Raw genomic sequence first — 24,633 nt, forward strand, 5'->3', positions numbered from 1 at the left:
CACGTCAGAAAGACATATTTTTACCTTAGGGCTGCCATACTAGGCAGGTTGCGGACAAGCGCAAGCCACTTGCCCCCACCGCCTATTCGACTTTGGTCGAGAATCAAGGGCCGGCCAAGCCCCCTGTCCGCCGTTCGGCGCGAATCTGCGTGTTACAGGCGGGGAACCGGGGTCAGGACTTGCCCTTCCACGGCACAAGCACCCGTTCGGCGATGCGCATCAGGATATCGATGCCGTATCCGATGATGCCGATCAGGATGATCCCCATGATCACGATATCGGTCAGCTGGAATTTCGACGCCGCGATGATCATCATCCCCGCGCCCTTCTGCGCCGCCACCAGTTCGGCCGCGACCACCGTGCCCCAGCAGACGCCCATCGCCACCCGCGCACCGGTGAAGATCTCGGGCAGGGAATTGGGAATGATCACGTGGCGCATGATCTGCCAGCGGCTGGCGCCCAGCGAATAAGCGGCGTGGATCTTGGTGATGTTCACCCCGGAAACACCCGCGCGCGCCGCAATTGTCATGATCCAAAGCGCGGCCAGAAACAGCAGCACGATCTTGCCGGTTTCCCAGATGCCGAACCAGATGATCACCAGCGGGATCAGCGCCAGCGGCGGCACCGGGCGCATGAATTCCACGATCGGGTCGAACCAGCCCCGGAACCAGCCCGACAGCCCCATCGCATAGCCCAGCGGGATGCCCACGACGGACCCGGCCACGAACCCCGCCAGCACCCGCAACAGCGACCATCCCAGATGCTGCCACAGGGTGAAATTCTGATAGCCTTCGCCCGCGATCTTGATCAACTGGCCGAACACCGCTTCGGGCGCAGGCATCCAGATCGGCTCCATCTGCAGGCCCTTGGCCGGGGCATAGTCCAGCGCGCCCTTGTCGGTCAGCCGCACGATGCCGTTGCCGGCCCTGACCTGGCCGCCCACCGAAATCGGCTGGCCGTCGATGGCCACGACCCGGGCGCCATCCTTGCGCGTGACCTCGTCATTGCGATCCATCAGGATCAGCTTCGACCGCCAGGCGCCGACCTCGACCGTGTCGTCCTTGGCAAAGCCGTCACCCGGCGCGACCTCGCGCGGGGTAACTTCGGTCCCGACGCGAAAGACACGGGTGTAAACCGTCGCGTCGTCGCGGCGGCCATCGGGGGCCTCCAGCGTATAGGTGAACTGGGAATCGCCCAGAAACGGGCCCGGCACATGGATCGGCACCAGCTTCGATCCGGTGAACGCGCCCCAGATCAGGAAGATCACCAGCACCGAGATGACAGAGGCCGCCCGATCCGGCCGCACCGCGCTTTCATCGCCGAAGGTCACGGTTTTCAGGCTGGTGAAATCCCGTGTCCGCCCGCGCGCCCTACGGATCGCCGACAGGATGAACAGGCTGCCCAGAAACAGCGCGACATAGAAGACCAGGATCAACAGACCGGTCATGCGGCGCCCTCGGCCCGGCCCATGATCTCTTCCTCCATGTCCCAGATCATGCCCAGGATCTCTTCGCGGCGGGTGGCGAATTCGGGGTGTTTCTTGACCTCGCGCAGGTCCTGCCCCACCCCCAGATCGGCAAAGGGCAGCGCATATTCACGATGGATGCGCCCCGGGCGCGGCGCCATCACCAACAGCCGCTCGCCCAGCAACAATGCCTCTTCAACGGAATGGGTGATCAGGATGATCGTCTTGCCGGTTTCCTTCCACAGCTTCAGTACCAGGCTTTGCATCTTTTCCCGGGTCAGCGCATCCAGCGCGCCAAGCGGTTCATCCATCAGGATCACGTCGGGATCGTTGGCCAGACAGCGCGCCAGCGCCACGCGCTGCTGCATCCCGCCCGACAATTCATAGATGGCCTTTTCCTTGAAATCCTGCAGCCCGACCACATCCAGCAGGTGATCGACCGTGGCGCGATAATCGGCCGGGCGCTGGCCCTTCATCCGGGGGCCGAAGCTGACATTCTCGCGCACGCTCATCCATTCGAACAGCGCGCCCTTCTGGAACACCATGCCGCGTTCGGCATCGGGGCCGGTGACGGGATGGCCGTTCAGCTCGATCCGGCCCTCGGTCGGGGCCAGAAAGCCCGCCACGATGTTCAAAAGCGTGGTCTTGCCACAGCCCGACGGCCCCAGAACCGACAGAAGCTCGCCCGTCTTCAGGTCCAGCGACACATCCTTCAGCGCCTGAACATGCCCGCCGCCGGGCAGCTCGAACCGCATGGAAACATTGCGAATGGAAAGCCCGCTCATGATGCCCCGCCCCGATCCTTAGGTCATGGCAGGGGCACGCAAAGGCGCCCCTGCCGGTGCGATCACATGCCGCTTGCGGCGGTCAGCGGTTCGATATCGACAGCCGTTTCATAGGTGTCCAGGATCGTCGGGATCGACCCTGCATCCTTGAACACGTTGGCCACGCCCAGCATGAAGCTTTGCGCGCCGCCGCCCAACCATTTCTCGCCCAGCTGATCGTCTACCGACGGGAAGACAAAGGTGGCGATGGTCGCCTCGGTGTCTTCCAGCGCCATGCCGGAATCCTTGGCGATCACCGGCAGCATCTCGTCCTTCATCTCGCCCGCGTTCCACATCGCGTTGGCATCGGCGGTGACCTTCAGGAACTTGGCCAGCAATTCGGGCTCGGCTGCGGCGAATTCGGCCGGGACGGTCGTGGCGTCAAAGACCAGGATGCCCAGCTCTTCCTTTTCCGCGCCGGTCAGCAGCACGTTGCCGTGTTCCTTCATCCGGCGCAGCGCCCCGCCCCAGCCGCAGACCATGTCCAGGTTGCCCTGCGCAAAGGCCGCCGCGCCATCGGGCGGGGCCATGTCGACGATTTCCAGCGTCGACATGTCGACGCCGAAATGGTTCATCTGCTCCAGGAACCCGAAATGCGCGGCGGTGCCGATCGGCACGCCGACCTTCTTGCCCTCGATCTCCTTGGCGTTGGTCTTGTCGATTTCCAGCGCCGAGGCGACGACGCAATTGTCGTTCTCGGAATAGCTGACGGCGACATCGACCACCTTCAGGTCCTGGCCGGCACTGGTGGCCACCACGAAGGGCGGAATGCCCTGGCTGACCGAAATCTGCACATCGCCCGCCGCCATCGCGGCCGACATCGCGGTGCCGGTGTCGAAGGACACCCAGTTGATCGGGATGCCCAGCGCTTCCTCGTAGGTGCCCATCGCCTTGGCGTATTGGAACGGCATCGGCCATTCCAGAAAGTAACCGACCGTGATCTCGTCAGCGGCCAGCGCGGCCTGCGCCCCCGACAGCAATCCGATCGCGGCGGTGGCGCTTTTCAGCATAATCTTCAGGGCCATCGTCAAATCTCCTTGTTGGTCATCCACGCGGGCTGAACGCCCGTCTGTGTTCGCATGGCCCGCAGCTTAAGCGTCGGGGCGAATTCATCAACCCGTTCGCGGCCATGTCCGAAATAAACTTAAGCGGCGGAAATCCGGTGTGACAACGGCGCCGGCAAACTGGCCTTAACTGAAGGGGCATTCTGGCCCTATTCGCCGCACGAAATTCATGCAGTTTGTGAACCGGGCGCATCCGGATTTCCGACCTTGGGCGCGGCCCGAAACACCCCAAATCCCGATGGAGCGCCGCCATGAACAGCCCGGTATCGCCAAATGACCTGACCGATGTGATCGAAGCCGATCGCGCGCATATCTGGCATCACCTGATGCAGCACAAGGCGCTGGAAACCAGCGATCCGCGCGTCATTGTCGAAGGGCGCGGCATGCGGGTCTGGGACGCCACGGGCGCGGAATACCTGGACGCGGTTTCGGGCGGGGTGTGGACCGTGAACGTGGGCTATGGCCGCGAATCGATTGCCGACGCGGTGCGCGACCAGCTGGTGACGCTGAACTATTTCGCGCAATCGGCGGGTTCGGTTCCGGGATCGAACTTCGCCAAGCGCCTGATCGAGAAGATGCCGGGGATGAGTCGCGTCTATTACGCCAACTCCGGGTCCGAGGCGAATGAAAAGGTGTTCAAGATGGTGCGCCAGATCTCGGCCCGGCACCATGGCGGGCGCAAGCACAAGATCCTGTACCGCGAGCGCGACTATCACGGCACGACCATCGCCTGTCTGTCGGCGGGTGGCCAGCCGCAGCGCAACGCACAATACGGCCCCTTCACGCCGGGCTTCGTCGCGGTGCCACATTGCCTGGAATACCGCGCGCAATGGGATGTGGAAAATTACGGCGAAAGGGCCGCCGATGCGATCGAAGAGGTCATCCTGCGCGAAGGCCCCGACACGATCGGGCTGCTGTGTCTGGAACCCGTGACCGCAGGTGGCGGCGTCATCGTGCCGCCCGACGGCTATTGGCCCCGCGTGCAGGAAATCTGCCGCAAATACGACATCCTGCTGCACATCGACGAGGTCGTCTGCGGCATGGGGCGCACCGGTGAATGGTTCGGCTATCAGAACTATGGCGTGCAGCCCGATTTCGTGACCATGGCCAAGGGCGTCGCCTCGGGCTATGCCGCGATTTCCTGCACCGTCACGACCGAGGCCGTGTTCGAACAGTTCAAGGACGATGCCGCCGATCCGCTGTCCTATTTCCGCGACATCTCGACCTTTGGCGGCTGCGCGGCGGGTCCGGCGGCGGCGCTGGAAAACATGCGCATCATCGAGGACGAGGCGCTGCTGCAGAACACCCGCGACATGGGCGCGCGGCTGATCGACAACCTGAACGCGCTGGCCGACCGTCACGCGGTGATCGGGCATGTGCGCGGCGCGGGCCTGTTTTGCGGCGCGGAACTGGTCAGCGACCGCATCACCAAGGAACCGGTGGACGAAAAGCAGGCGCAGGCGGTGGTGGCCGATTGCATGGCGCAGGGCGTGATCATCGGCGTGACCAACCGCTCGCTGCCGGGCATGAACAACACGCTGTGCTTCAGCCCCGCCCTGATCGCCGCGCCCGACGATATCGACCGGACCACAGATGCGGTGGACGGCGCGCTGGCGCGGGTTTTCGGCTGAGCCAACGCCGCGCTTTCCATAGGTCCAGTTTGCGCGCATCATGACGCCAGACATGGCGATTCCGGTGGACACCTTCTTTCTGGACCCCGGCTTTGACGGCACGTTGCAGCAGCAGATCCAGCAGCACGTGACCGAGGGGGTCCTGACCGGCGTTCTGCGCCCGGGCGAACGCATGCCGTCCAGCCGCAAGCTGGCGCAGCACCTGGGCATCAGCCGGATCACCGTGACGCTGGCCTATACCGAGCTGGTGGCGAACGACTATCTGGTGGCGCGCGGGCGGTCGGGCTATTTCGTGTCCGAAAACGCGCCCTCGCCGCCGGAATTCGACCTCGCCCCGCGCCAGCGGCAAGACAGCGTCGACTGGTCCCGCGCGCTGGGGCAGCGGTTTTCCGGCTTTGTCGATGTGATCCGCCCGCCCGACTGGCGCAGCTATCGCTATCCGTTCATCTATGGGCAGGCCGACATGCGGCTGTTCGACCACCAGAACTGGCGGCAATGCGCACTGCGCGCGCTGGGACAGCGCGATTTCGAATCCATGACCGTCGACAGGTACGAGCGTGACGACCCCCGGCTGATCGAATTCATCGTCCGCAACATCCTGCCCCGGCGGGGGATCTCGGCCCGGCCACAGGAAATCCTGATCACCATGGGCGCGCAGAACGCGCTGTGGCTTGCCGCGCAGATCCTGCTGACCCAGCGGCGCAAGGCGGCGATGGAATATCCCTGTTATCCCGGCCTGCGCGAGATCCTGGCCCAGACCCGCTGCGGCACGGTGTCGGTGGATGTGGATGCGGACGGCCTGCCGCCCGAGGCGCTGCCGCCCGATATCGACGTGGTCTTTACCACGCCCAGCCACCATTGCCCGACCAATGCGACCATGCCCATCGACCGGCGGCGCCAGCTGCTGCGGATGGCCGCCGAACGGCAATTCATCGTGGTCGAGGACGATTACGAATTCGAGATGTCCTTTGCCAGCTCGCCCAAGCCCGCGCTCAAGTCGCTCGATGAAGGCGGGCATGTGATCTATATCGGGTCGTTCTCGAAATCGCTCTTTCCCGGGCTGCGCCTGGGCTATGTCGTGGCCAGCGAGGCGTTCATCCGCGAGGCGCGCGCGCTGCGGTCGCTGATCCTGCGCCATCCGCCGGGGCATATCCAGCGCACCGCCGCCTATTTCCTGTCGCAGGGTCACTACGACAGTCAGGTCAAGCGCATGGGCCAGGCCTATCACCAGCGGCGCGGGGTGATGGAACAGGCGCTGTTGCAGCATGGCCTGCTCGGACCCGACCGCGCGACCGCCGGCGGCTCCAGCTTCTGGCTCAGGGCGCCGCGGGGCATCGACACGGCGCAGCTGGCGCTGGCGCTGCGCGACCGGGGTGTTCTGATCGAGCCGGGACATGTGTTCTTCGGCAACGATCGCCCCGCCCAGCGCCATTACCGCCTGGCCTATTCGTCGATCCCGTCCGAGCGCATCCCCGACGGGATTGCGGTGATCGCCGACAGCCTGCGCCAATCTGGACCTAACTAGCCCCGCCATCTGGCCCTAAGATTTCGGCCCGCCGCATGGAAGACACGAACCGTAAACGACGCCCCCTGCCGGAGACAGCCCATGAAGATGACCACCGAAGAAGCCTTTGTCAAAACCCTGCAGATGCACGGCATCGAACATGCGTTCGGGATCATCGGCTCGGCCTTCATGCCGATTTCCGACCTGTTCCCGCGCGCCGGCATCACCTTCTGGGATTGCGCGCATGAAGGCTCGGGCGGGATGATGGCCGATGGCTATACCCGCGCCACCGGCAAGATGTCGATGATGATCGCCCAGAACGGCCCCGGCATCACCAATTTCGTGACCGCCGTCAAAACCGCCTATTGGAACCACTCGCCGCTGTTGCTGGTCACGCCTCAGGCCGCCAACAAGACGCTCGGTCAGGGCGGTTTCCAGGAGGTCGAACAGATGGCGCTGTTCAAGGACATGGTCGCCTATCAGGAAGAGGTCCGCGACCCCACCCGCGTGGCCGAGGTTCTGAACCGCGTGATCCTGAACGCCCGCCGCGCCAGCGCGCCCGCCCAGATCAACATGCCGCGCGATTTCTGGACGCAGGTGATCGATATCGACCTGCCGCAGGTGGTGGAATTCGAACGCCCCGGCGGCGGGGATGCGGCGCTGGACCAGGCCGCCGCGCTGCTGTCGGGCGCGCGCAACCCGGTGATCCTGAACGGCGCGGGCGTGGTGCTGGCCGGTGCGATTCCGGCCTCCATGGCGCTGGCTGAACGGCTGGATGCGCCGGTTTGCGTGGGCTATCAGCACAACGATGCCTTCCCCGGGTCGCACCCGCTTTTCGCCGGCCCCTTGGGCTATAACGGGTCCAAGGCGGGGATGGAGCTGATCCAGCAGGCCGATGTGGTGCTGGCCCTTGGCACCCGGCTGAACCCGTTTTCCACCCTGCCCGGCTACGGGCTGGATTACTGGCCCAGGGACGCCAAGATCATCCAGGTCGACATCAACCCCGACCGGATCGGCCTGACCAAACCCGTGACCGTGGGCATCGTAGGCGACGCGGGCAAGGTCGCCACCGCGATCCTGTCGCGCCTGTCGGGTACTGCGGGGGACGAGGGCCGCGCCGAGCGCAAGGCGAAGATCGCCGAGACGAAATCCCGCTGGGCGCAACAGCTGAGCGCGATGGACCACGAGGAGGACGACCCCGGCACCACCTGGAACGAACGCGCCCGCGCCGACAAGCCCGACTGGATGAGCCCCCGCATGGCCTGGCGCGCGATCCAGTCCGCCCTGCCCAAGGACGCGATCATCAGTTCCGACATTGGCAACAACTGCGCGATCGGCAATGCCTATCCATCGTTCGAGGCGGGGCGCAAATACCTGGCGCCGGGGCTTTTCGGCCCCTGCGGCTATGGCCTGCCGTCCATCGTCGGCGCCAAGATCGGCTGCCCGGATACACCCGTTGTGGGCTTTGCCGGTGACGGCGCCTTCGGCATCGCGGTGACCGAGCTGACCGCGATCGGCCGCCCCGAATGGCCCGCCATCACGATGATCGTTTTCCGCAACTATCAATGGGGCGCGGAAAAGCGAAACTCGACCCTGTGGTACGATGACAATTTCGTCGGCACCGAGTTGGACGATCAGGTCAGCTATGCCGGGATCGCCACCGCCTGCGGGTTGCAAGGGGTTCAAGCCTTTACCATGGAGGAGCTGACCGCTGCGCTGGATCGGGCGATCAAGGATCAGATGGCGGGCAAGACCACATTGATCGAGGCGATGATCAACCAGGAACTGGGTGAGCCCTTCCGCCGCGACGCGATGAAGAAGCCCGTGGCCGTTGCGGGGATCGACCCCGCCGATATGCGCCCGCAGAAACCCGCATGAGGCAACCGCCCCTCGATACCGCGCCCCCGGTGTCGGATGAAATCCGGCACACCACCTGCTACATGTGCGCCTGCCGCTGCGGCATCAACGTGCACATGAAGGGCGGCAAGGTCGCGTATATCGAAGGGAACCGCGACCACCCGGTGAACAAGGGCGTCCTGTGTGCCAAGGGCAGCGCGGGCATCATGCAGCACAACGCGCCTTCACGCCTGCGCGCACCGCTGAAACGGGTGGGGCCGCGCGGATCGGGCGAGTTCGAAGAAATCAGCTGGGACGAGGCGCTGGATATCGCCCAATCCTGGCTGGAGCCCATTCGCCACGACAACCCCGAAAAGCTCGCCTTTTTCACCGGCCGCGACCAGAGCCAATCCTTCACCAGCTTCTGGGCGCAGAATTTCGGCATGCCAAACTATGCCGCCCATGGCGGGTTCTGTTCGGTCAACATGGCGGCGGCGGGCATCTATACGATGGGTGGCGCGTTCTGGGAATTCGGCCAGCCCGATTGGGACCACACCAAGCTGTTCCTGCTGTTCGGCGTGGCCGAGGATCACGACAGCAACCCGATCAAGATGGGCATCGGCAAGCTGAAAGCGCGCGGCGCCCGCGTGATCGGCGTGAACCCGATCCGCACCGGCTATAACGCTGTGGCCGACGATTGGGTGGGCATCACGCCGGGCACGGACGGGCTGTTCATCCTGTCGCTGATCCACGAGCTGTTGCGGGCGGGCAAGATCGACCTGAACTATCTGGCGCGGTTCACCAACGCCCCGGTTCTGGTCGATGCCGATACCGGCATGCTGTTGCGCGACGACGCGGGGAAAGAGCTGGTCATCGACCGCCGCACCGGCGCCCCCGCGCCCTTCGATGAACCCGGCGTGCAGCCCGATCTGGCCGGTACGCTGGACGGCCATCGCAGCGTGTTCCAGCTGATCGCCGACCGCTACCTGTCGCCAGACTATGCGCCTGACGCCGTGGCCGAAACCTGCGGCATCCCCGCGAACCGCATCCGCGCCATCGCCGCCGAAATCGCCCGCGTCGCCTTTGACGAGGCGTTCGAGATCGCCCAGCCCTGGACCGATTTCCGGGGCGAGCGTCACGCAAAGATGACAGGCCGCCCGGTCAGCTTTCACGCCATGCGCGGGATTTCGGCGCACGCCAACGGGTTTCAGACCTGCCGCGCGCTGCACCTGCTGCAGATCCTGCTGGGAACGGTCGAGGTTCCGGGCGGCTTTCGTTTCAAACCGCCCTATCCCAAACCGGTCACGGCCCATCCCACCCCGCATTGCGCCGCGCAGCCCGACAGCCCGCTCGACGGCCCTCACCTGGGCTTCCCGCGCGGGCCCCAGGATCTGGCGCTGAAACCCGATGGCAGCCCCGCGCGCATCGACAAGGCGTTCACCTGGGAAAACCCGCTTTCGGCGCATGGGCTGATGCATATGGTCATCAGCAACGCCCATGCGGGCGATCCGTACCGGATCGACACGCTGTTTCTGTATATGGCGAACATGGCGTGGAACTCGTCGATGAACACCGGCGGCGTCATGCAGATGCTGACGGATACGGATGACAACGGCGATTATGTCATCCCGCGCATCATCTATTCCGACGCCTACAGCTCGGAAATGGTGGCCTATGCCGATCTGATCCTGCCCGACACGACCTATCTGGAACGGCACGATTGCATCAGCCTGCTGGACCGCCCGATCTGCGAACCCGGCGCCGCCGCCGATGCGATCCGCTGGCCGGTGGCGGCGCCCGACCGCGACGTGCGCGGGTTCCAGACGGTGCTGGTGCAACTGGCCAACCGGCTGAAACTGCCCGGCTTCACCGGCGCGGATGGCCAGCCGCTTTACACCGATTACGCCGATTACATGACCCGGCACGAACGCAAACCCGGCATCGGCCCCCTGATGGGCTGGCGTGGAGATGGCACCGACACCGGGCGCGGCGCCCCCAACCACGATCAGATCGACCGCTATATCGAAAACGGCGGCTTTTGCGTCGCGCATATCCCGGACGAGGCGCTTTACTACAAACCCTGGAACGCCGCCTATCAGGATTGGGCGGTCGGCATGGGCCTCTATGACGCGCCGCAACCCTATCTGTTTCAGCTTTACGTCGAACCCATGCGCGCCTTTCAGCGCGCGGCCGAGGGGCACGGCGACCGCCAGCCGCCCGCCCACCTGCGCGACCGCGTCCACGCGGCGATGGACCCGCTGCCCGCCTGGCACCCGGCCCCGTCCGACCCCGCATACCCGATCCACGCCCTGACCCAACGCCCGATGGCGATGTATCACAGCTGGGGCAGCCAGAACGCGTGGCTGCGCCAGATCCACGGGGAAAACCCGCTCTACCTGCCGACCGCGATCTGGGACGGGCACGGCTTTGCCCCGGGCGACTGGGCGCGCGTCACCTCACCCCATGGCGCGATCACCGTGCCCGTGGCCCACCATGCCGGGCTGAACCCGCACACGATCTGGACCTGGAACGCCATCGGCAAACGCGGCGGCGCCTGGGCCCTTGCCGAAGACGCGCCCGAGGCCACAAGGGGCTTTCTGCTGAACCACCTGATCCACGAGCTTCTGCCGCCCAGGGGCGACGGGCTGCGCTGGTCGAATTCCGACCCCGTCACCGGCCAGGCCGCCTGGTTCGACCTGAAGGTCCGCATCGAAAAACTCCCGGCCCGCACCAGCACCCTGCCCGATACCGGCCGCCAAAACTCTCCCGTTCCCGTTGCCCCCGACGCGCTGGCATGGAAGGTTGGGCCATGACTGATCGCCACAAATATCCGCGGACCTTTCACCTGCCCGGCTCGCCCGGGCTGGCATCGGACGACAAGATCGCCCGCGACCTCGATGCGCTGCAGGGCACTCAGGTCGTGGTGACCGAGAAGATGGATGGCGAGAACACGACGCTTTACGCCGATGGCTATCACGCGCGGTCGCTCGACAGCGGCTATCACCCGTCGCGCTCGCATCTCGCCGCCCTGCACGGGCAGATCGCCCATCTGATCCGCCCCGGCCACCGCATCTGCGGCGAGAACCTGTTTGCCCGGCACGCGGTTGCCTATGACGCGCTCCCGGCGTTCTTCATGGGGTTCTCGGTCTGGGACGACAGCAATACTTGTCTGGGCTGGGACGATACCCTGGCCGAGCTTGACCGGCTGGGCCTGCCGCCCGTGCCCGAGCTTTGGCGCGGCCCCTTCACCCCTGATATGCCCGACCGCATCGCGCAATCCATCGACACCGACCGCCAGGAAGGCTTCGTCATCCGTAGCGCCGCCGCCTTCCCCTATGCCGACTTTCAGCGACACGTCGTGAAATGGGTCCGCGCAGGCCATGTCCGGACCGACACCCATTGGCGCAAGGGCCCGCTGATCGCCAATACCCTGAAAAGAGGGAACGGGGATGACTGACACCGCCCGCCCCTTCATTGCTCCGCAAAATACTCCGGGGTCCGGGGCGGAACCCCGGCGCGGGCCAAAAGCGAACCCCGCGCCATGACCGCCCTGCCCGCCACCACAACGCGCCAGTTGGGTCTGGTGATCGACCTCGATACCTGCGTCGGCTGCCAGGCATGCGTGATCGCGTGCAAGGGGTGGAATACTGAAAATTACGGCGCACCGCTTTCGGATCAGGACCCGTATGGCACCCCCTCGGGCACCTTCCTGAACCGCGTCCACAGTTACGAGGTTCAGCCCGAAACCGGCAGCGCCCAACTGGTGCATTTCCCCAAATCCTGCCTGCATTGCGAAGACGCCCCTTGCGTCACCGTCTGCCCCACCGGGGCGAGCTATAAGCGGGTCGAAGACGGGATCGTTCTGGTGAATGAAACAGACTGCATGGGCTGTGGCCTCTGTGCCTGGGCCTGCCCCTATGGCGCGCGGGAACTGGACCTTGCGGCGGGTGTGATGAAGAAATGCACTCTTTGCGTCGACCGGATCTATAACGACAACCTGCCCGAAGAGGACCGCGAACCGGCCTGCGTGCGCACCTGCCCCGCCGGCGCCCGGCATTTCGGCGATTTCGCCGATCCCGACAGCCACGTCAGCCGCCTGACCAAGGAACGCGACGGCATGGACCTGATGCCAGAACAGGGCACGAAGCCTGTGAACAAGTACCTGCCGCCCCGGCCCCGCGATCAGATCGACGTGCTGGCCCCATTGCTGAACCCGGTGGCCGAAGAACCCACCGGCTTCCTGCGCTGGCTCGACAAGGCGTTGGAGAGGCTCTGATGCATCCCGCGCCGTCCGTCATCCTGTTCACCACGCTGTCGGGTCTGGGCTTCGGGCTGCTGGCCTTCCTGGGGCTGGGGATGCCCGACGTGACGGGCGGTTCGGCGCTGGCTTTCTACGGGATCGGCTTTGCGCTGGCGGTGGGCGGACTGGTAGCCTCGACCTTTCACCTGGCCAATCCGAAAAACGCGATCAAGGCGTTCCGCGAATGGCGGACAAGCTGGCTCAGCCGCGAGGGGGTCGCAGCCGTCCTGACCCTGACCGTGGCCGGGCTGTGCGCCGTCGGTGCGGCGTTCTTCGACACGCGGCTCGCCCCCTTGGGCTGGCTGAGCACCGCGCTGGCGCTGTTCACGGTCCATTGCACCGCAATGATCTATGCCCAGCTGAAAACCGTGCCGCGCTGGCACCAGATCTGGACGCCGGTGCATTTCCTGACCACCGCCATCGCGGGCGGCGCGCTGCTGGCCGGTCAGGTCAGCCTGGCCATGCCGCTGTTGCTGCTGGCGGGCGGGGTGCAATGGGTGACCTGGGTACAGGGCGACAAACGCTTTGCCGCCGCCGGAACGACGCTGGAAACAGCGACCGGGCTGGGCGCCATCGGCACACCGCGCCCGTTCGAGCCGCCCCATACCGGCAGCAATTACCTGCTGCGCGAGATGGTCCATGTGGTGGGCCGCAAGCACAGCCAGAAGCTGCGCCTGATCGCGGTGGCGCTGATGAGCGTGGTGCCGGTGATCTGCCTATTGCTGCCCTTCAACCACCTGCTGGCCGCGCTGGCGGTGCTGGCGCATCTGCTGGGCGTTCTGGTCGCGCGCTGGCTGTTCTTTGCCCAGGCCGAACATGTCGTGGGCCTCTATTACGGCGGGCGCTAGGCAAAAACCGATACCCGCCCCGCCCGGTGTTGCCAAATCGGCAACGCGCCCCCGATTACCCGTGACAAGCCGCGGAAAGTCCAGTTCAATGCCGCGCGTGACGCATGTGTATGTCGCGGCAGGAATTGCGCCGTGGTATGGGGTTTTCATGAACGAGCATTTGGAAAAAGTGACTTTGTCCGACGGCAAGTCCGGCGCGCTGGCGACCTATATGGCGCGCGCGGTGGGCAGCGACAGCTGGGCCGCGCTGATCGGGTACGAGCTGGTGAATTTCTTTCTGGTGAACTTCCCCGGCGCGGCGGGCTTGCTGCTGCGGCAAAAGATCTATCCCGCCTTCATCGGGGCACAGGGCAAGGGCGCGGTGGTATCGCGCGGCGTGTCGATCCGCTGCCCCAAACGGCTGTCGCTGGGCGATGGCACGCTGGTGGGCGAACAGGTGCTGTTCGACATCAAAAGCGCCGCGGCCCGGGTCGATATCGGCGCGCGGGGCCAGATCATGCAGGGCGCCTGTTTCGAGACCGGGTACGAGGGGCACGTGACGCTGGGCAATGATTGCTTCGTCGGGGCCTATGCCATTCTGAACGGCCAGGGGGGTCTGAGCATCGGCAACAACGCCCTGATCGCCGGGCATTGCCATATCGTGGCGGGCAATCACGGCCATGCCGACCTGACCCGCCCCATGAGCGAACAGGATTTCATCTCCAAGGGCATCGTGATCGAGGATGACGTCTGGCTGGGCGCGGGCGCCAAGGTGCTGGACGGGGTGCGCATCGGCAAGGGCAGCATCATCTCGGCCGGGGCCGTGGTGAACCGCGATGTCGCGCCCTACAGCATCATGGGCGGGGTGCCCGCGAAACTGATCCGCCTGCGGGAGGGCGCCGATGGTTGAACCCACACCCCCTGCCGCGCCCGACAACCGGCGCAAGAACATGATCCTGTTCGCGCTGAAGCTTTTGGTCAGCGCGGGGCTGATCGCCTATCTGCTGTTCACCCAGATCGAGTCCATGGACGAGATCTGGGCCGCGATGGGCGGGGCGAACCCGTGGCTGCTGCTGCTGGCCTTTTCGCTGAACACCATCGGCTATCTGCTGTGTTCCTGGCGCTGGCAGATCCTGCTGCGCGCGCAGGGCTTCATCGTGCCGCTGATCGAGCTGATCCGCGCCTATACGATCGGGATCTTCTTCAACTCATTCCTGCCGGGGCTGATGAGCGGGGATTTCATCCGGGCGATGGACATCTCGGACCGGGTGCCATCCTATGCGCGGTCGTTCCTGATCCTGTTCGTGGAACGGCTGACGGGCATGTTCGGACTGTGGCTGCTGGCGGTGCTGGCGCTGCCGATGATCGGCTGGGAAATCGTGGCGCAGACCAAGATCGGCTGGCTGCTGCTGGTGGTGGGCTGCATCCTGGCGGGGATCTGGACGCTGTTCTTTCACCGCCGTCTGGCCGACTGGACCGATCCGATCTTTCGCCTGCCGCTGATCGGCAAGCTGCGCGGTATCGTGGTCAAGATCACCGAAACCGCCAAGGCGTTTTCCGAACGCAAGGGCGCGGTCATGGCCTGTATGGCGATCTCGGTCATCTTTCAGGCCAATGTGGTGCTGCATTATTACCTGATCGGTCTGGCGCTGGGGATCGACGTGTCGCCCATCGCCTATTTCGCAATCATCCCGGTGTCGCTTTTCGTGATGATGATCCCAGCCTCGATCAACGGGATCGGGGTGCGCGAACAGATCTTCATCTTTCTGTTCGGCACTTTCGGCGTGTCGGCGGCGGCGGCGATCTCGCTTGCGTGGATCGCGTTCGGCATGGTGCTGTTGCAGGCGGTGGTGGGCGGCATCCTGTTCGGGCTGCGCAAGAAACGCGCGCCCGCCCCGGTGGGGGGCTAGTTCAGCGCCACCATCTTGCCCGGGTTCAGGATGTTGTCGGGATCCAGCGCGCGCTTGATCTGAACCATCACCGACAGGGCCGCGCCATGTTCGGCGGCCATGTATTTCTGTTTGCCCGCACCGATACCATGTTCGCCCGTGACCGTGCCGCCCAGATCCAGCGCCAGCTGGTTCAGCCGCGCCAGCAGGGTCTGGATCGCGGCGCGCTCCTCCTCGTCCTTGGGATCGAACAGCGGCAACAGGTGGAAATTGCCATCCCCCACATGCCCCACAAGCGGCGCCAGCAGCCCGCTTTCGGCCACCGCCTGTTGCGCCGCCGCGATGCATTCGGCCAGCGCCGAGATCGGCACACAGCAATCGGTCGAAAGCCCCTCGGCCCCCGGGCGCAGTGCCTTGCTGGCGTAATAGGCATGGTGGCGCGCCGCCCACAGGCGGTTGCGATCCTCGGTCCGGCTGGCCCAGTTGAAATCCGAGGCGCCGAATTCGTCGCAAATCTCGCGGAAGGTTTCGACCTGTTCGCCGACGCTGGTTTCCGAGCCGTGGAACTCCAGAAACAGATGCGGTTTCTCCGGCAGGGTCAGGCCGTTGTCGTCGCGGTTGATCGCCCGGATCGTCAGCGCATCGGCCAGCTCGATCCGCGCCATCGGCAGGCCCGACTGGATCGCCAGGATCACCGCATCGACCGCGCCGTCGATGCTGTCAAAGGCACAGGTCGCGGCCATGATGGATTCGGGCTGCCCATGCAGCCGAACGGTCAGTTCGGTGATGATGGCCAGCGTCCCTTCAGAGCCGATCATCAGATGCGTCAGGTCATAGCCCGCCGCCGATTTCCGCGCCCGGGTGCCGGTGCGGATCACCTGCCCGTCGGCCAGCACAACCTCGAGCGCCAGGATGTTTTCGCGGATCGTGCCATAGCGCACCGTGTTGGTGCCCGAGGCCCGCGTCGCCGCCATGCCGCCCAGCGTGGCATCGGCGCCGGGATCGACGGTGAACATCAGCCCCGTGGCGCGCAGCGCCTCGTTCAGCTGGGTGCGGGTCACGCCGGGCTGCACCACCGCATCCATATCGCGGTCATTGACCCGCAGCACCTTGTTCATGCGGCTGGTGTCGATGCTGATCCCGCCCTGCAAGGGGGTCACATGACCCTCGAGCGACGAGCCGATGCCATAGGGCACCACCGGGCAGCGATGCGCCGAACAGATCCGCATGATCGCCGATACCTCGTCGGTGGTATCGGGAAAGGCCACCGCATCGGGCATGGCCTGGATATCCAGACCCTCGCCCCGGCTGTGCAGCGCCTTGACCGAGCTTCCGGTGGACAACCGGTCGCCCAGCAGCGCGCGCAGTTCTTCGACGGCCTGGGGGATATTGCGCTGGGACATGGGTGGGATCCTTTTTGCGGCGCAGACTGCCCGTATTGACGGGCGGCTTCAAGCCCAGAGAGCGACCAGAACCAGCCAGCCGGTGATTTCCGAAACCTGCTGGATCGCGCCCAGCACATCGCCTGTCTGACCGCCCAACTGCCGCTGCGCGATCCCGGCGACCACGGCGCCGCCCGCCAGCGTCGCCAGCCCGGCACCCGGCCCCGCCAGAACCAGCCCGGCCAGGCCCAGCGCCAGTGCAACGCCCATAGCGGCTTTGGTCACCTGCGCCGCGCCCCGGCCCAGCCCGTCATCGCGCGCGGGCGGCAACAGGTACAGCCACATGGGCAGCCAGCCGCGCGTGACGATCGCCAGCCCAACCGCCGCCAGTGCCACCTGCGCCGGGTCGGCCAGGGTCGACATCGCGCCCGCGCGCAACGCCACCGACAGGATCAGCGCCAGCACGCCATAACTGCCGATGCGGCTGTCGCGCATGATCTCCAGCTTGCGGGCACGGTCATGCCCGCCGCCGCAGCCATCGGCCAGATCGGCCAGCCCGTCCTCGTGCAGGGCGCCGGTGGCGAAGATCCCCGCGCTCAGCGCGACCAGCGCCGCCAGGGCGGCGGGCAGGCCAAGCGCGTGACAGGCGGCATAGGCCCCCGCCGTGATCGACCCGATCAGCGCCCCCACCAGCGGCCAGGCCCAGGCGGTCCGCCCCATGCCCGGCGCATCGTCGCCGACCCGCCCCGCAGGCAGGCGCGACAGCAGCATCACCGCGACCTGCAGCTCTGCCAGACGGCGGCTCATCCGCCGCTGACCCCGGCCTCGCCAAAGGTCGCCATGCCGTTGTGACAGGCCAAAGCCGACCGCAAAATGCCCAGCGCCAGCGCCGCGCCCGAGCCTTCGCCCAACCGCATGTCAAAGGCCAGAACCGGGTCCTTGCCCATCGCGGCCAGCAGTTTGCGGTGCCCCGGCTCGGCGCTGACATGGCCGACCAGACAATGATCCAGCAAAGCGGGATCGGTGCCATGCAGCGGCGCGGTTGCGGCGGTGCAGATGAACCCGTCCAGCACGACCGGAATGCGCGCCGCGCGGGCGGCAAGCACCGCGCCACAGATCGCCGCCTGTTCACGCCCGCCCAACGCGGCCAAAATCGCGGGCGCGTTGCCCGACAGCCCCGCGTGGCGGGTCAGCCCGGCCCGGATCGCCGCGACCTTGCGGGTGATGCCCGCATCGTCCGACCCGGTGCCGGGGCCGACCCAATCGGTCACATCGCCACCAAAGATCGCCGCCGACAGCGCCGCCGCGATGGTCGAATTGCCGATTCCCATCTCGCCCAGGATCAGGATATCGGCCCCCGGATCGACCGCCGCCGCGCCACGGTTCAGCGCGTCCAGGCAGGCGGCCTCGGACATTGCGGGGCCTTGAGTGAAATCATCGGTGGGATGGTCCAGGTCCAGCGCGATCACCGACAGGTCCGCGCCGTTTGCCGCGCAAAGCTGGTTGATCGCCGCCCCCCCGGCGTGAAAGTTTGCCACCATCTGGGCGGTGACTTCCTGCGGATAGGGGTTCACGCCCTGCGCGCAGATGCCGTGGTTTCCGGCAAAGACCAGTGCCTGCGCCTTGTCGATCTGCGGCCGCGCCGTGCCCTGCCATCCTGCCAGGAAAATCGCCAGCTCCTCCAGACGGCCCAGCGATCCGGGCGGTTTGGTCAGCTGGTTCTGGCGGTCGCGCGCGGCTTCGGCGGCGGCGCTGTTCGCTGCAGGCAGGCGCGCGGCCAGTCCGCTCAGATCGGCCAGTGCCGAGATCGGGAAAAGAGCATCGGTCATAAGGGTTTCACCTTCATCGGCAGGCCAGCCACGGCCAGGATTACCTCGTCCGCCACATGGGCGATCTGCTGGTTCAGCGTCCCGGCGGCATCGCGGAACGCGCGCGCCAGCGCGTTTTCCGGCACGATCCCGGCACCGACCTCGTTCGTGACCAGCACCACCGGATCGGACAGCGTCGGCAACAGCGCGGCCAGATCATTCCCCGCCGCGCGCCAGTCCTGTTCGCCCAGCATCAGGTTGGTCAGCCACAGCGTCAGGCAATCGACCAGCCGCGGCCCCTGTCCATCGCTGTCGCGCAGCGCGCCGCACAGATCCAGCGGCTCGGAAATCGTGGTCCATTCCGGCCCGCGCCGGGCCTGATGCGTGGCCACACGATCCGCCATCTCGGCATCGCGAATCTCGGCCGTGGCGATATAGATCGCGGGCTGGCCCAGCGCCAGAACGCGCCCCTCGGCAATCGCGCTTTTGCCCGATCGCGCGCCCCCGGTGATCAGTATCGTCTTGCTCATGGCGCTGTGACAAAGCAGAAACGGGCGGCGGTGGGAAGAGGAAACGCGCAATATGCCCTCAAGCGGCACGACCGAATTCTATCTGATCCGGCACGCCCCGGTCGCGGGCGATGGCCGGATCTATGGCCGCCGCGACCTGGCTGCCGTGCTGGACGATGCCGCGGCGCGGGCGCTGGCGCGGGCGGTGCCCGACAGCGCACGCCGCATCGCCAGCCCCGCCCTGCGCTGCCGCCAGACCGCACAGGCGATCTGGCCCGGCGCACCCTTCGACACCGATCCCGCCCTGTGGGAACAGGATTTCGGCGCGTGGGAGGGGGTGGCCCATGCCGACCTGCCCGATCTGGGGCCGCTCGATACCGCCGCGCTGGCCGCCCATCGCCCGCCGGGCGGTGAAAGCTTCGACGATGTCTGTGCGCGGGTGGCGCCCTGTCTGACCGCGCTGGCCGATGCGCGCGCGCCGGTCGCGCTGGTCTGTCACGCGGGCACGATCCGCGCGGCGCTGGCCTGGGCGCTGGGGGTGACCGGCCCGGCTTTGGGCTTTGACATCACGCCCCTGTCGCTGACCCGGATCACCGCCATTCCCGGCACCGGCGCCATCGTGAACGAGGTCAACCGGTGCCCCGCCTGAGCCCGCACAAGGCCCACGCCCCCGGCCATTTCGGCGAGCTGCTGCAAGGGCGGCTGGGCGCGGGCGGGCCGGTCGCGCTGGTCACGCTGCCCTGCCCCGCGCTGCGCGCCACCGCGCGGCGTGTTCCGGCGCGCGACCTGCGGCTGCACGCGCCGGGGCGGGTGCTGACCCTGCCCGTGTTACGGCGGTTTCTGCGCGCGCTGGATGTGCCCGTGCGGGGGCGGTTCACGCTACACACGGATATGCCACCCGGCGGCGGGGCTGGCGCGTCGACCGCCGCGCTGGTTGCCATCGCGCGGCTGGTCACGCCCGACTGTGCGCCACTGGAGCTGGCCCGCGCCTGTTTGATGGTCGAGGGCGCGACTGATCCGCTGATGCTGCCGGGGCCTGCGCGTGTCCTTTGGGCCTCGCGCCATGCGCAACCGCTCAGGGCGCTGCCCGCACTGCCGCGTTTCGATGTGCTGGGCGGCTTTTACGGCCCGACCCGGCGCACCGATCCCGGCTGCACGGATTTCCCACAGATCGACGATCTGGTCCCGCACTGGTGCGCCGCTGCCCGCGCCGGGGATCTGGGCACCTTGGCCGCGCTGGCCAGCACCTCGGCCCGGCGCAGGCTGTCGCAACTGGGGCTGGCGGGCGATCCGACCGAGGCACTGGCACAGGCGCTTGGCGCCAAGGGCATGGTGATCGCCCATACCGGGGCCGCGCGCGGGCTGATCTTTGCCCCCGGCGCGATCCCGGCCGATGGCCCGGCCCGGCTGCGTGCGGCTGGGTTTCGCGGCATCCTGCAATTTCGGGCGGGCGGCGCATGAGTTGGCCGCTGGTCATGGTGATCGCGCTGGCGCTGGATGCGGTGCTGGGCTGGCCCGCGCCGCTTTATGCCCGGATCGGGCATCCGGTGACCTGGCTGGGGCGGTTGATCGCGGCCCTGGAACAGCGGCTGAACCGCGCGCCCTATCCCCGCCTGCTGACCGGCGCGCTGACCACGGCGCTGACGGTCGCCGTGGCCGCCGGGCTGGCGTGGATGCTGGCCGCCCTGCTACCCGATGGTTGGCTGGGCACCCTCATCGCCGGGGTGCTGGCATGGCCACTGGTGGCGGCGCGGTCGATGTATACCCATGTGGCCGATGTGGCCCGCCCGCTGGACCAAGGCGACCTGCCCGGCGCGCGCGGCGCGGTGGCGATGATCGTGGGCCGCGATCCGGCGGCGCTGGATCAGGCCGGGGTCAGCCGCGCGACGCTGGAAAGCCTGGCCGAGAACAGCTCGGACGGGATCGTCGCGCCGCTCTTCTGGGGAGCGCTCTTGGGGCTGCCCGGGATCGCTGGATACAAGGCGATCAATACGCTCGATTCCATGATCGGTCACCGCAATGACCGGTACGAGGCATTCGGCAAAACCGCCGCGCGGCTCGACGATCTGGTGAACCTGATCCCCGCGCGGCTGACCGGCGTGCTCTTCGCCCTGACCACCGCCCGCCCGCGCGCGGCGTTGCGGGTCATGTGGCGCGACGCGGGCCACCACCGCTCGCCCAATGCCGGCTGGCCCGAGGCCGCCCTGGCCGGCGCGCTGGACCGGCGCCTGTCGGGCCCGCGCAGCTATGGCGACCGGATCACCGACGAGCCGTGGGTGAATGCAGGCCGCCCCGATCCCGATGCCCGCGACATCTGGCGCGGATTGCGCGCCTACGTCCGGATGCTGGTTGCCTTTGCCGGGCTGCTCTTGCTATGGGCGGCTGTCTGAAGGGGGGACGTGATGCGCGATCACGGCGGAAATCTGGATGGGGCGATGGCCCGGTTCGGCGGCACGCGGGCCGACTGGATCGACCTGTCGACCGGCATCAACCGCGTGCCCTATCCCATCCCCGACCTGCCCGAACATGCCTGGACGGCCCTGCCCACGCGGGCCGAGATCGCCGCGCTGGCCGCGACCGCCGCGCGCGCCTATGGCACCACGGGCGCGGTCCTGCCGCTGGCCGGGGCGCAGGCCGCGATCCAGATGATCCCGCGCCTTTTGCCCCCTGGCACCGCCCGCGTCCTTGGCCCGACCTATAACGAACACGCCGCCAGCCTGCACGCTGCGGGGTGGACGGTGGAACAGGTGGCCGCGGTCGACGCCCTGCCCGGCGCCGATCTGGCGGTGGTGGTGAACCCCAACAATCCCGATGGTCGGCGCGTGTCGCCCGGCGCCTTGCGCGATCTGGCGGGGCAGGTCGGCACGCTGGTGGTCGACGAAAGCTTTGCCGATCCCAGCCCCGAGCTGTCCGTTGCGAGCCTGGCGGGCGACCTGCCGGGGCTTTATGTCCTGCGGTCCTTCGGCAAGTTCTATGGGCTGGCCGGGCTGCGGCTGGGCTTCGTGCTGGGCACGGAACAGGCCATCGCCCAACTGTCGGAACTGGCCGGTCCCTGGCCGATCTCGGGCGCGGCGATTGCCATCGGGCAACAGGCCCTGGCCGATACCGCATGGGCGCGCGCCACTGTGGAACGCCTGCGGGCCGAGGTCGAGCGTATCGACCGCATCGCCCACGTTGCGGGGTGGCCCCTTATCGGCGGGACCGAGCTTTTCCGCCTGTACCGCACACCCGACGCGGTTGCGGCACAGGACCAGTTGGCACAGGCGCGGATCTGGAGCCGCATCTTTCCCTGGTCGCCCGACCTGATCCGGCTGGGCCTGCCCGGGTCCGACGCGGAATGGCAAAGGTTGGAGGAAGCGCTGTGAACTTCACCGAGGCCGACCGCACCGCCCTTTCCAACCTGCTGCGCTGGCGCCGCGATGTGCGCCATTTCCGCACCGATCCCGTCGCGCCCGAACAGATGGACGCATTGCGGCACGCGCTGGATATGGCGCCGTCGGTCGGCAATGCCCGGCCCTGGCGGGTGATCCGCGTGACCTCTGCCAGCCTGCGCGCGCAGGTGCGGGACGAATTCCAGGCCTGCAACGCCGATGCCGCCGCGTCCTATGACGACGCCACGCGCGACGAATACCTGCGCCTGAAGCTCGCCGGGCTGGACGCCGCGCCGGAACAGCTGGCCGTCTTCACCGACACAAGCCCGGCGCAGGGGCGCAAGCTGGGCCGCCGCACCATGCCTGAAACCCTGCAGCAATCGACCGCGATGGCGATCCACGCGCTGTGGCTGACCGCGCGGGCGCTGAACCTGGGCGTGGGCATGGTGTCGATCCTGCGGCCGGACCGCATGGCGCACATCTTCGACGCACCCGAGGGCTGGCAATTCAGCGCCTATCTGTGCATCGGCCACCCGGAATTCACCGACGACACCCCGCTTCTGCACCGCGCCGACTGGCAACAGAACACCCCCACCGCGTGGGAGGAACGCTAGGGTCAGGACCCTAGCGCGCCAGCGCCAGCAGCCCGTCGATATCCAGATGCGCCGCCATATGTGCCGCCAGAGCATCGAGCGTCTGGTCGACGGTTTCGGAATAGCTTTGCTCTGACGCGGTGGCGCCCAGCGCCGACAGGAACGCGCGGCGAAAGCCATCCTCGGCGAACATTCCGTGCAGGTAGCTGCCCATCACCCGGCCATCGGCGCTGACCGCGCCCTCGGGCTGGTCCGCAACATGGGCAAAGGGCCGCGCGCGGTCCGGCCCGTCACTGCGGCCGATATGGATCTCGTAGCCCTGCATCGGCGCGCCGCTGGCCGCATGGGTCGCCTGTACCCGGGTCAGCGTCTTGTCGGCGCTCATCACCGTGTCGATCGCCAACAGGCCCAGCCCCGGATCGGTGCCCGGCGCGCCCTCCAGCCCCTGCGGATCGGCAACGGTGCGGCCCAACATCTGATAGCCGCCGCAAATGCCCAGCACATGCCCGCCGCGTCTTGTATGCGCCTGCAGGTCGACATCCCAACCCTGCGCACGCAGAAAGGCCAGATCGCCCCGTGTCGATTTGCTGCCCGGAATGATCACCAGATCCGCGTCACCCGGGATCGGCTGGCCCGCGCCCAGCATGGTCAGCCGCACCCCCGGCTCTTGCGCCAGCGGGTCCAGATCGTCGAAATTCGCGATCCGCGACAGGCGCAGGCAGACGATATGCACCCCGCCCGTGCCCTTGCTGGGCGCAATGTCCAATGCGTCCTCGGCCGGCAGTTTGTGCGCATCCGCGAAATAGGGCAGCACGCCGAAGCCGCGCCAGCCGGTGCGCGTTTCGATCAACCGATACCCATCGTCGAACAGGCTGGGATCGCCGCGAAACTTGTTGATCAGAAAGCCGCCGATCATTGCCGCATCTTCGGGGTCCAGCACTGCCTGCGTCCCGATGATCTGGGCGATAACCCCGCCCCGGTCGATATCGCCCGCCAGCACCACCGGCACATCGGCGGCGCGCGCAAAGCCCATATTGGCAATATCGCCCGCGCGCAGGTTGACCTCTGCCGGGCTGCCCGCGCCTTCGACAATCACCAGATCGTTCTGCGCCTTCAGCCGGTGGAAGCTCTGCAGAACCGCCTCCAGCAGTTGTGGCTTCAGCCTGGCATAGTCCCGCGCCTTGCATGTGGTCAGTCGTTTGCCCTGCACCACCACCTGCGCGCCGATATCGGTCTCGGGCTTCAGCAGAACGGGGTTCATGTCGGTCACGGGGTCCACCCCGCAAGCCAACGCCTGCAAGGCCTGCGCCCGCCCGATCTCTCCGCCATCCGCCGTGACGGCCGCATTGTTCGACATGTTCTGCGGCTTGAACGGCGCGACCCGCAACCCGCGCAACCGCGCCGCCCGACACAGCCCCGCCACCAACAGCGACTTGCCCACATTCGAGCCCGCCCCCTGGATCATTAGGGATCTGGTCATGCCACCCCACCACCGCCGCGCCTGTGGCGCCGTCGGATGCCTCCGGCGGAGGTATTTCGGGCCATGATGAAAAGGGGACTGCAAAAGAACAGGCCGCGCCGCGCCCCTGCCTTGTCACGGGTCAGACACGCGGCGCTTTCACCTTGGGCG

The 24,633-nt window shown here is 66.9% G+C and carries 22 protein-coding genes; 14 read left to right on the forward strand and 8 right to left on the reverse strand.

Annotated features, from left to right (window positions below; all coding sequences use genetic code 11):
• Positions 1 to 172: 172 nt before the first annotated feature.
• From CLM60_RS07435 to CLM60_RS07445, 3 genes are all read right to left on the reverse strand, one after another.
• Positions 173 to 1,438, reverse strand: a complete 1,266-nt coding sequence (locus CLM60_RS07435; protein ID WP_095588684.1) for an ABC transporter permease subunit — start codon at positions 1,436 to 1,438, stop codon at positions 173 to 175.
• Between the two features lie 5 nt (positions 1,439 to 1,443).
• Positions 1,444 to 2,250 carry a taurine ABC transporter ATP-binding protein gene (locus tag CLM60_RS07440; RefSeq protein WP_095588529.1) on the reverse strand — a complete coding sequence of 269 codons (807 nt, stop codon included), beginning with the start codon at positions 2,248 to 2,250 and terminating at the stop codon, positions 1,444 to 1,446.
• A gap of 62 nt (positions 2,251 to 2,312) precedes the next feature.
• The gene (locus tag CLM60_RS07445) at positions 2,313 to 3,314 is read right to left on the reverse strand and encodes a taurine ABC transporter substrate-binding protein (protein WP_095588530.1); all 1,002 of its coding nucleotides are present in this window, start codon (positions 3,312 to 3,314) and stop codon (positions 2,313 to 2,315) included.
• Between the two features lie 290 nt (positions 3,315 to 3,604).
• On the opposite strand from CLM60_RS07445, the gene CLM60_RS07450 reads away from it, so the two are divergent.
• The 9 genes from CLM60_RS07450 to CLM60_RS07490 all read left to right on the forward strand — a co-directional run bounded on the left by CLM60_RS07450 (position 3,605) and on the right by CLM60_RS07490 (position 15,361).
• On the forward strand, positions 3,605 to 4,984 hold the full coding sequence (locus tag CLM60_RS07450; protein ID WP_095588531.1) for an aminotransferase family protein: 1,380 nt from the start codon (positions 3,605 to 3,607) through the stop codon (positions 4,982 to 4,984).
• Positions 4,985 to 5,036: 52 nt separating this feature from the next.
• Positions 5,037 to 6,509, forward strand: coding sequence for a MocR-like pyridoxine biosynthesis transcription factor PdxR (gene pdxR, locus CLM60_RS07455; RefSeq protein ID WP_095588532.1), 1,473 nt, complete (start codon positions 5,037 to 5,039; stop codon positions 6,507 to 6,509).
• An 81-nt stretch (positions 6,510 to 6,590) separates the two neighbouring features.
• Entirely contained in the window at positions 6,591 to 8,366 is a 1,776-nt protein-coding gene (xsc, locus tag CLM60_RS07460; RefSeq protein ID WP_095588533.1) for a sulfoacetaldehyde acetyltransferase, read from the forward strand.
• Complete coding sequence (locus CLM60_RS07465) at positions 8,363 to 11,137, forward strand: molybdopterin oxidoreductase family protein (RefSeq protein ID WP_095588534.1); 2,775 nt, start codon at positions 8,363 to 8,365, stop codon at positions 11,135 to 11,137. The genes xsc and CLM60_RS07465 overlap by 4 nt, the downstream gene beginning before the upstream one ends.
• Positions 11,134 to 11,781, forward strand: a complete 648-nt coding sequence (locus CLM60_RS07470) for an RNA ligase family protein (protein WP_095588535.1) — start codon at positions 11,134 to 11,136, stop codon at positions 11,779 to 11,781. Before CLM60_RS07465 ends, CLM60_RS07470 begins: the two co-directional genes overlap by 4 nt.
• Before the next feature lie 84 nt (positions 11,782 to 11,865).
• Positions 11,866 to 12,600, forward strand: a complete 735-nt coding sequence (locus CLM60_RS07475; RefSeq protein WP_095588536.1) for a 4Fe-4S dicluster domain-containing protein — start codon at positions 11,866 to 11,868, stop codon at positions 12,598 to 12,600.
• The gene (locus CLM60_RS07480; protein ID WP_095588537.1) at positions 12,600 to 13,472 is read left to right on the forward strand and encodes a dimethyl sulfoxide reductase anchor subunit family protein; all 873 of its coding nucleotides are present in this window, start codon (positions 12,600 to 12,602) and stop codon (positions 13,470 to 13,472) included. The genes CLM60_RS07475 and CLM60_RS07480 overlap by 1 nt, the downstream gene beginning before the upstream one ends.
• Positions 13,473 to 13,620: 148 nt before the next feature.
• Positions 13,621 to 14,361 carry an acyltransferase gene (locus tag CLM60_RS07485; protein WP_176473822.1) on the forward strand — a complete coding sequence of 247 codons (741 nt, stop codon included), beginning with the start codon at positions 13,621 to 13,623 and terminating at the stop codon, positions 14,359 to 14,361.
• The gene (locus CLM60_RS07490; protein WP_095588539.1) at positions 14,354 to 15,361 is read left to right on the forward strand and encodes a lysylphosphatidylglycerol synthase transmembrane domain-containing protein; all 1,008 of its coding nucleotides are present in this window, start codon (positions 14,354 to 14,356) and stop codon (positions 15,359 to 15,361) included. The genes CLM60_RS07485 and CLM60_RS07490 overlap by 8 nt, the downstream gene beginning before the upstream one ends.
• Here the strand turns inward: CLM60_RS07490 and CLM60_RS07495 are convergent.
• Genes CLM60_RS07495 through cobU form a run of 4 tightly spaced genes read right to left on the reverse strand, consistent with a single transcriptional unit; the run spans position 15,358 to position 19,060 of the window.
• On the reverse strand, positions 15,358 to 16,743 hold the full coding sequence (locus CLM60_RS07495; RefSeq protein ID WP_095588540.1) for an FAD-binding oxidoreductase: 1,386 nt from the start codon (positions 16,741 to 16,743) through the stop codon (positions 15,358 to 15,360). The genes CLM60_RS07490 and CLM60_RS07495 overlap by 4 nt on opposite strands.
• Before the next feature lie 48 nt (positions 16,744 to 16,791).
• Complete coding sequence (gene cobS, locus CLM60_RS07500; protein WP_095588541.1) at positions 16,792 to 17,529, reverse strand: adenosylcobinamide-GDP ribazoletransferase; 738 nt, start codon at positions 17,527 to 17,529, stop codon at positions 16,792 to 16,794.
• Entirely contained in the window at positions 17,526 to 18,551 is a 1,026-nt protein-coding gene (gene cobT, locus CLM60_RS07505; RefSeq protein ID WP_095588542.1) for a nicotinate-nucleotide--dimethylbenzimidazole phosphoribosyltransferase, read from the reverse strand. The genes cobS and cobT overlap by 4 nt, the downstream gene beginning before the upstream one ends.
• On the reverse strand, positions 18,548 to 19,060 hold the full coding sequence (cobU, locus tag CLM60_RS07510) for a bifunctional adenosylcobinamide kinase/adenosylcobinamide-phosphate guanylyltransferase (RefSeq protein ID WP_095588543.1): 513 nt from the start codon (positions 19,058 to 19,060) through the stop codon (positions 18,548 to 18,550). Before cobU ends, cobT begins: the two co-directional genes overlap by 4 nt.
• A gap of 52 nt (positions 19,061 to 19,112) precedes the next feature.
• Here cobU and CLM60_RS07515 point away from each other — a divergent pair, with 52 nt between their 5' ends.
• Genes CLM60_RS07515 through bluB form a run of 5 tightly spaced genes read left to right on the forward strand, consistent with a single transcriptional unit; the run spans position 19,113 to position 23,024 of the window.
• Positions 19,113 to 19,688 (forward strand): histidine phosphatase family protein, encoded by a 576-nt coding sequence (locus CLM60_RS07515; protein ID WP_095588544.1) that lies wholly within the window; start codon positions 19,113 to 19,115, stop codon positions 19,686 to 19,688.
• On the forward strand, positions 19,676 to 20,500 hold the full coding sequence (locus CLM60_RS07520; RefSeq protein ID WP_176473823.1) for a propanediol utilization protein: 825 nt from the start codon (positions 19,676 to 19,678) through the stop codon (positions 20,498 to 20,500). The genes CLM60_RS07515 and CLM60_RS07520 overlap by 13 nt, the downstream gene beginning before the upstream one ends.
• Positions 20,497 to 21,429 (forward strand): adenosylcobinamide-phosphate synthase CbiB, encoded by a 933-nt coding sequence (gene cbiB / locus CLM60_RS07525; protein ID WP_095588545.1) that lies wholly within the window; start codon positions 20,497 to 20,499, stop codon positions 21,427 to 21,429. The genes CLM60_RS07520 and cbiB overlap by 4 nt, the downstream gene beginning before the upstream one ends.
• A gap of 12 nt (positions 21,430 to 21,441) precedes the next feature.
• Positions 21,442 to 22,404, forward strand: coding sequence for a threonine-phosphate decarboxylase CobD (gene cobD / locus CLM60_RS07530; RefSeq protein ID WP_095588546.1), 963 nt, complete (start codon positions 21,442 to 21,444; stop codon positions 22,402 to 22,404).
• Entirely contained in the window at positions 22,401 to 23,024 is a 624-nt protein-coding gene (bluB, locus tag CLM60_RS07535) for a 5,6-dimethylbenzimidazole synthase (protein WP_217983278.1), read from the forward strand. Before cobD ends, bluB begins: the two co-directional genes overlap by 4 nt.
• Positions 23,025 to 23,034: 10 nt before the next feature.
• Here bluB and CLM60_RS07540 read toward each other — a convergent pair whose 3' ends face one another.
• The gene (locus CLM60_RS07540; RefSeq protein ID WP_095588548.1) at positions 23,035 to 24,483 is read right to left on the reverse strand and encodes a cobyric acid synthase; all 1,449 of its coding nucleotides are present in this window, start codon (positions 24,481 to 24,483) and stop codon (positions 23,035 to 23,037) included.
• Between the last annotated feature and the right edge of the window lie 150 nt (positions 24,484 to 24,633).

It is taken from the genome of Actibacterium ureilyticum (assembly GCF_002285435.1).
In the GTDB taxonomy this organism is placed as follows: domain Bacteria; phylum Pseudomonadota; class Alphaproteobacteria; order Rhodobacterales; family Rhodobacteraceae; genus Actibacterium_C; species Actibacterium_C ureilyticum.

Excerpts from the sequence above, each read along its gene's own strand:
- CLM60_RS07440 (WP_095588529.1), bottom strand. The coding sequence starts at position 2,250 with ATGAGCGGGCTTTCCATTCGCAATGTTTCCATGCGGTTCGAGCTGCCC.
- CLM60_RS07445 (WP_095588530.1), bottom strand. The coding sequence starts at position 3,314 with ATGGCCCTGAAGATTATGCTGAAAAGCGCCACCGCCGCGATCGGATTG.
- CLM60_RS07450 (WP_095588531.1), top strand. The coding sequence starts at position 3,605 with ATGAACAGCCCGGTATCGCCAAATGACCTGACCGATGTGATCGAAGCC.
- pdxR (WP_095588532.1), top strand. The coding sequence starts at position 5,037 with ATGGCGATTCCGGTGGACACCTTCTTTCTGGACCCCGGCTTTGACGGC.
- xsc (WP_095588533.1), top strand. The coding sequence starts at position 6,591 with ATGAAGATGACCACCGAAGAAGCCTTTGTCAAAACCCTGCAGATGCAC.
- CLM60_RS07465 (WP_095588534.1), top strand. The coding sequence starts at position 8,363 with ATGAGGCAACCGCCCCTCGATACCGCGCCCCCGGTGTCGGATGAAATC.
- CLM60_RS07470 (WP_095588535.1), top strand. The coding sequence starts at position 11,134 with ATGACTGATCGCCACAAATATCCGCGGACCTTTCACCTGCCCGGCTCG.
- CLM60_RS07475 (WP_095588536.1), top strand. The coding sequence starts at position 11,866 with ATGACCGCCCTGCCCGCCACCACAACGCGCCAGTTGGGTCTGGTGATC.
- CLM60_RS07480 (WP_095588537.1), top strand. The coding sequence starts at position 12,600 with ATGCATCCCGCGCCGTCCGTCATCCTGTTCACCACGCTGTCGGGTCTG.
- CLM60_RS07485 (WP_176473822.1), top strand. The coding sequence starts at position 13,621 with ATGAACGAGCATTTGGAAAAAGTGACTTTGTCCGACGGCAAGTCCGGC.
- CLM60_RS07490 (WP_095588539.1), top strand. The coding sequence starts at position 14,354 with ATGGTTGAACCCACACCCCCTGCCGCGCCCGACAACCGGCGCAAGAAC.
- CLM60_RS07495 (WP_095588540.1), bottom strand. The coding sequence starts at position 16,743 with ATGTCCCAGCGCAATATCCCCCAGGCCGTCGAAGAACTGCGCGCGCTG.
- cobS (WP_095588541.1), bottom strand. The coding sequence starts at position 17,529 with ATGAGCCGCCGTCTGGCAGAGCTGCAGGTCGCGGTGATGCTGCTGTCG.
- cobT (WP_095588542.1), bottom strand. The coding sequence starts at position 18,551 with ATGACCGATGCTCTTTTCCCGATCTCGGCACTGGCCGATCTGAGCGGA.
- cobU (WP_095588543.1), bottom strand. The coding sequence starts at position 19,060 with ATGAGCAAGACGATACTGATCACCGGGGGCGCGCGATCGGGCAAAAGC.
- CLM60_RS07515 (WP_095588544.1), top strand. The coding sequence starts at position 19,113 with ATGCCCTCAAGCGGCACGACCGAATTCTATCTGATCCGGCACGCCCCG.
- cbiB (WP_095588545.1), top strand. The coding sequence starts at position 20,497 with ATGAGTTGGCCGCTGGTCATGGTGATCGCGCTGGCGCTGGATGCGGTG.
- cobD (WP_095588546.1), top strand. The coding sequence starts at position 21,442 with ATGCGCGATCACGGCGGAAATCTGGATGGGGCGATGGCCCGGTTCGGC.
- CLM60_RS07540 (WP_095588548.1), bottom strand. The coding sequence starts at position 24,483 with ATGACCAGATCCCTAATGATCCAGGGGGCGGGCTCGAATGTGGGCAAG.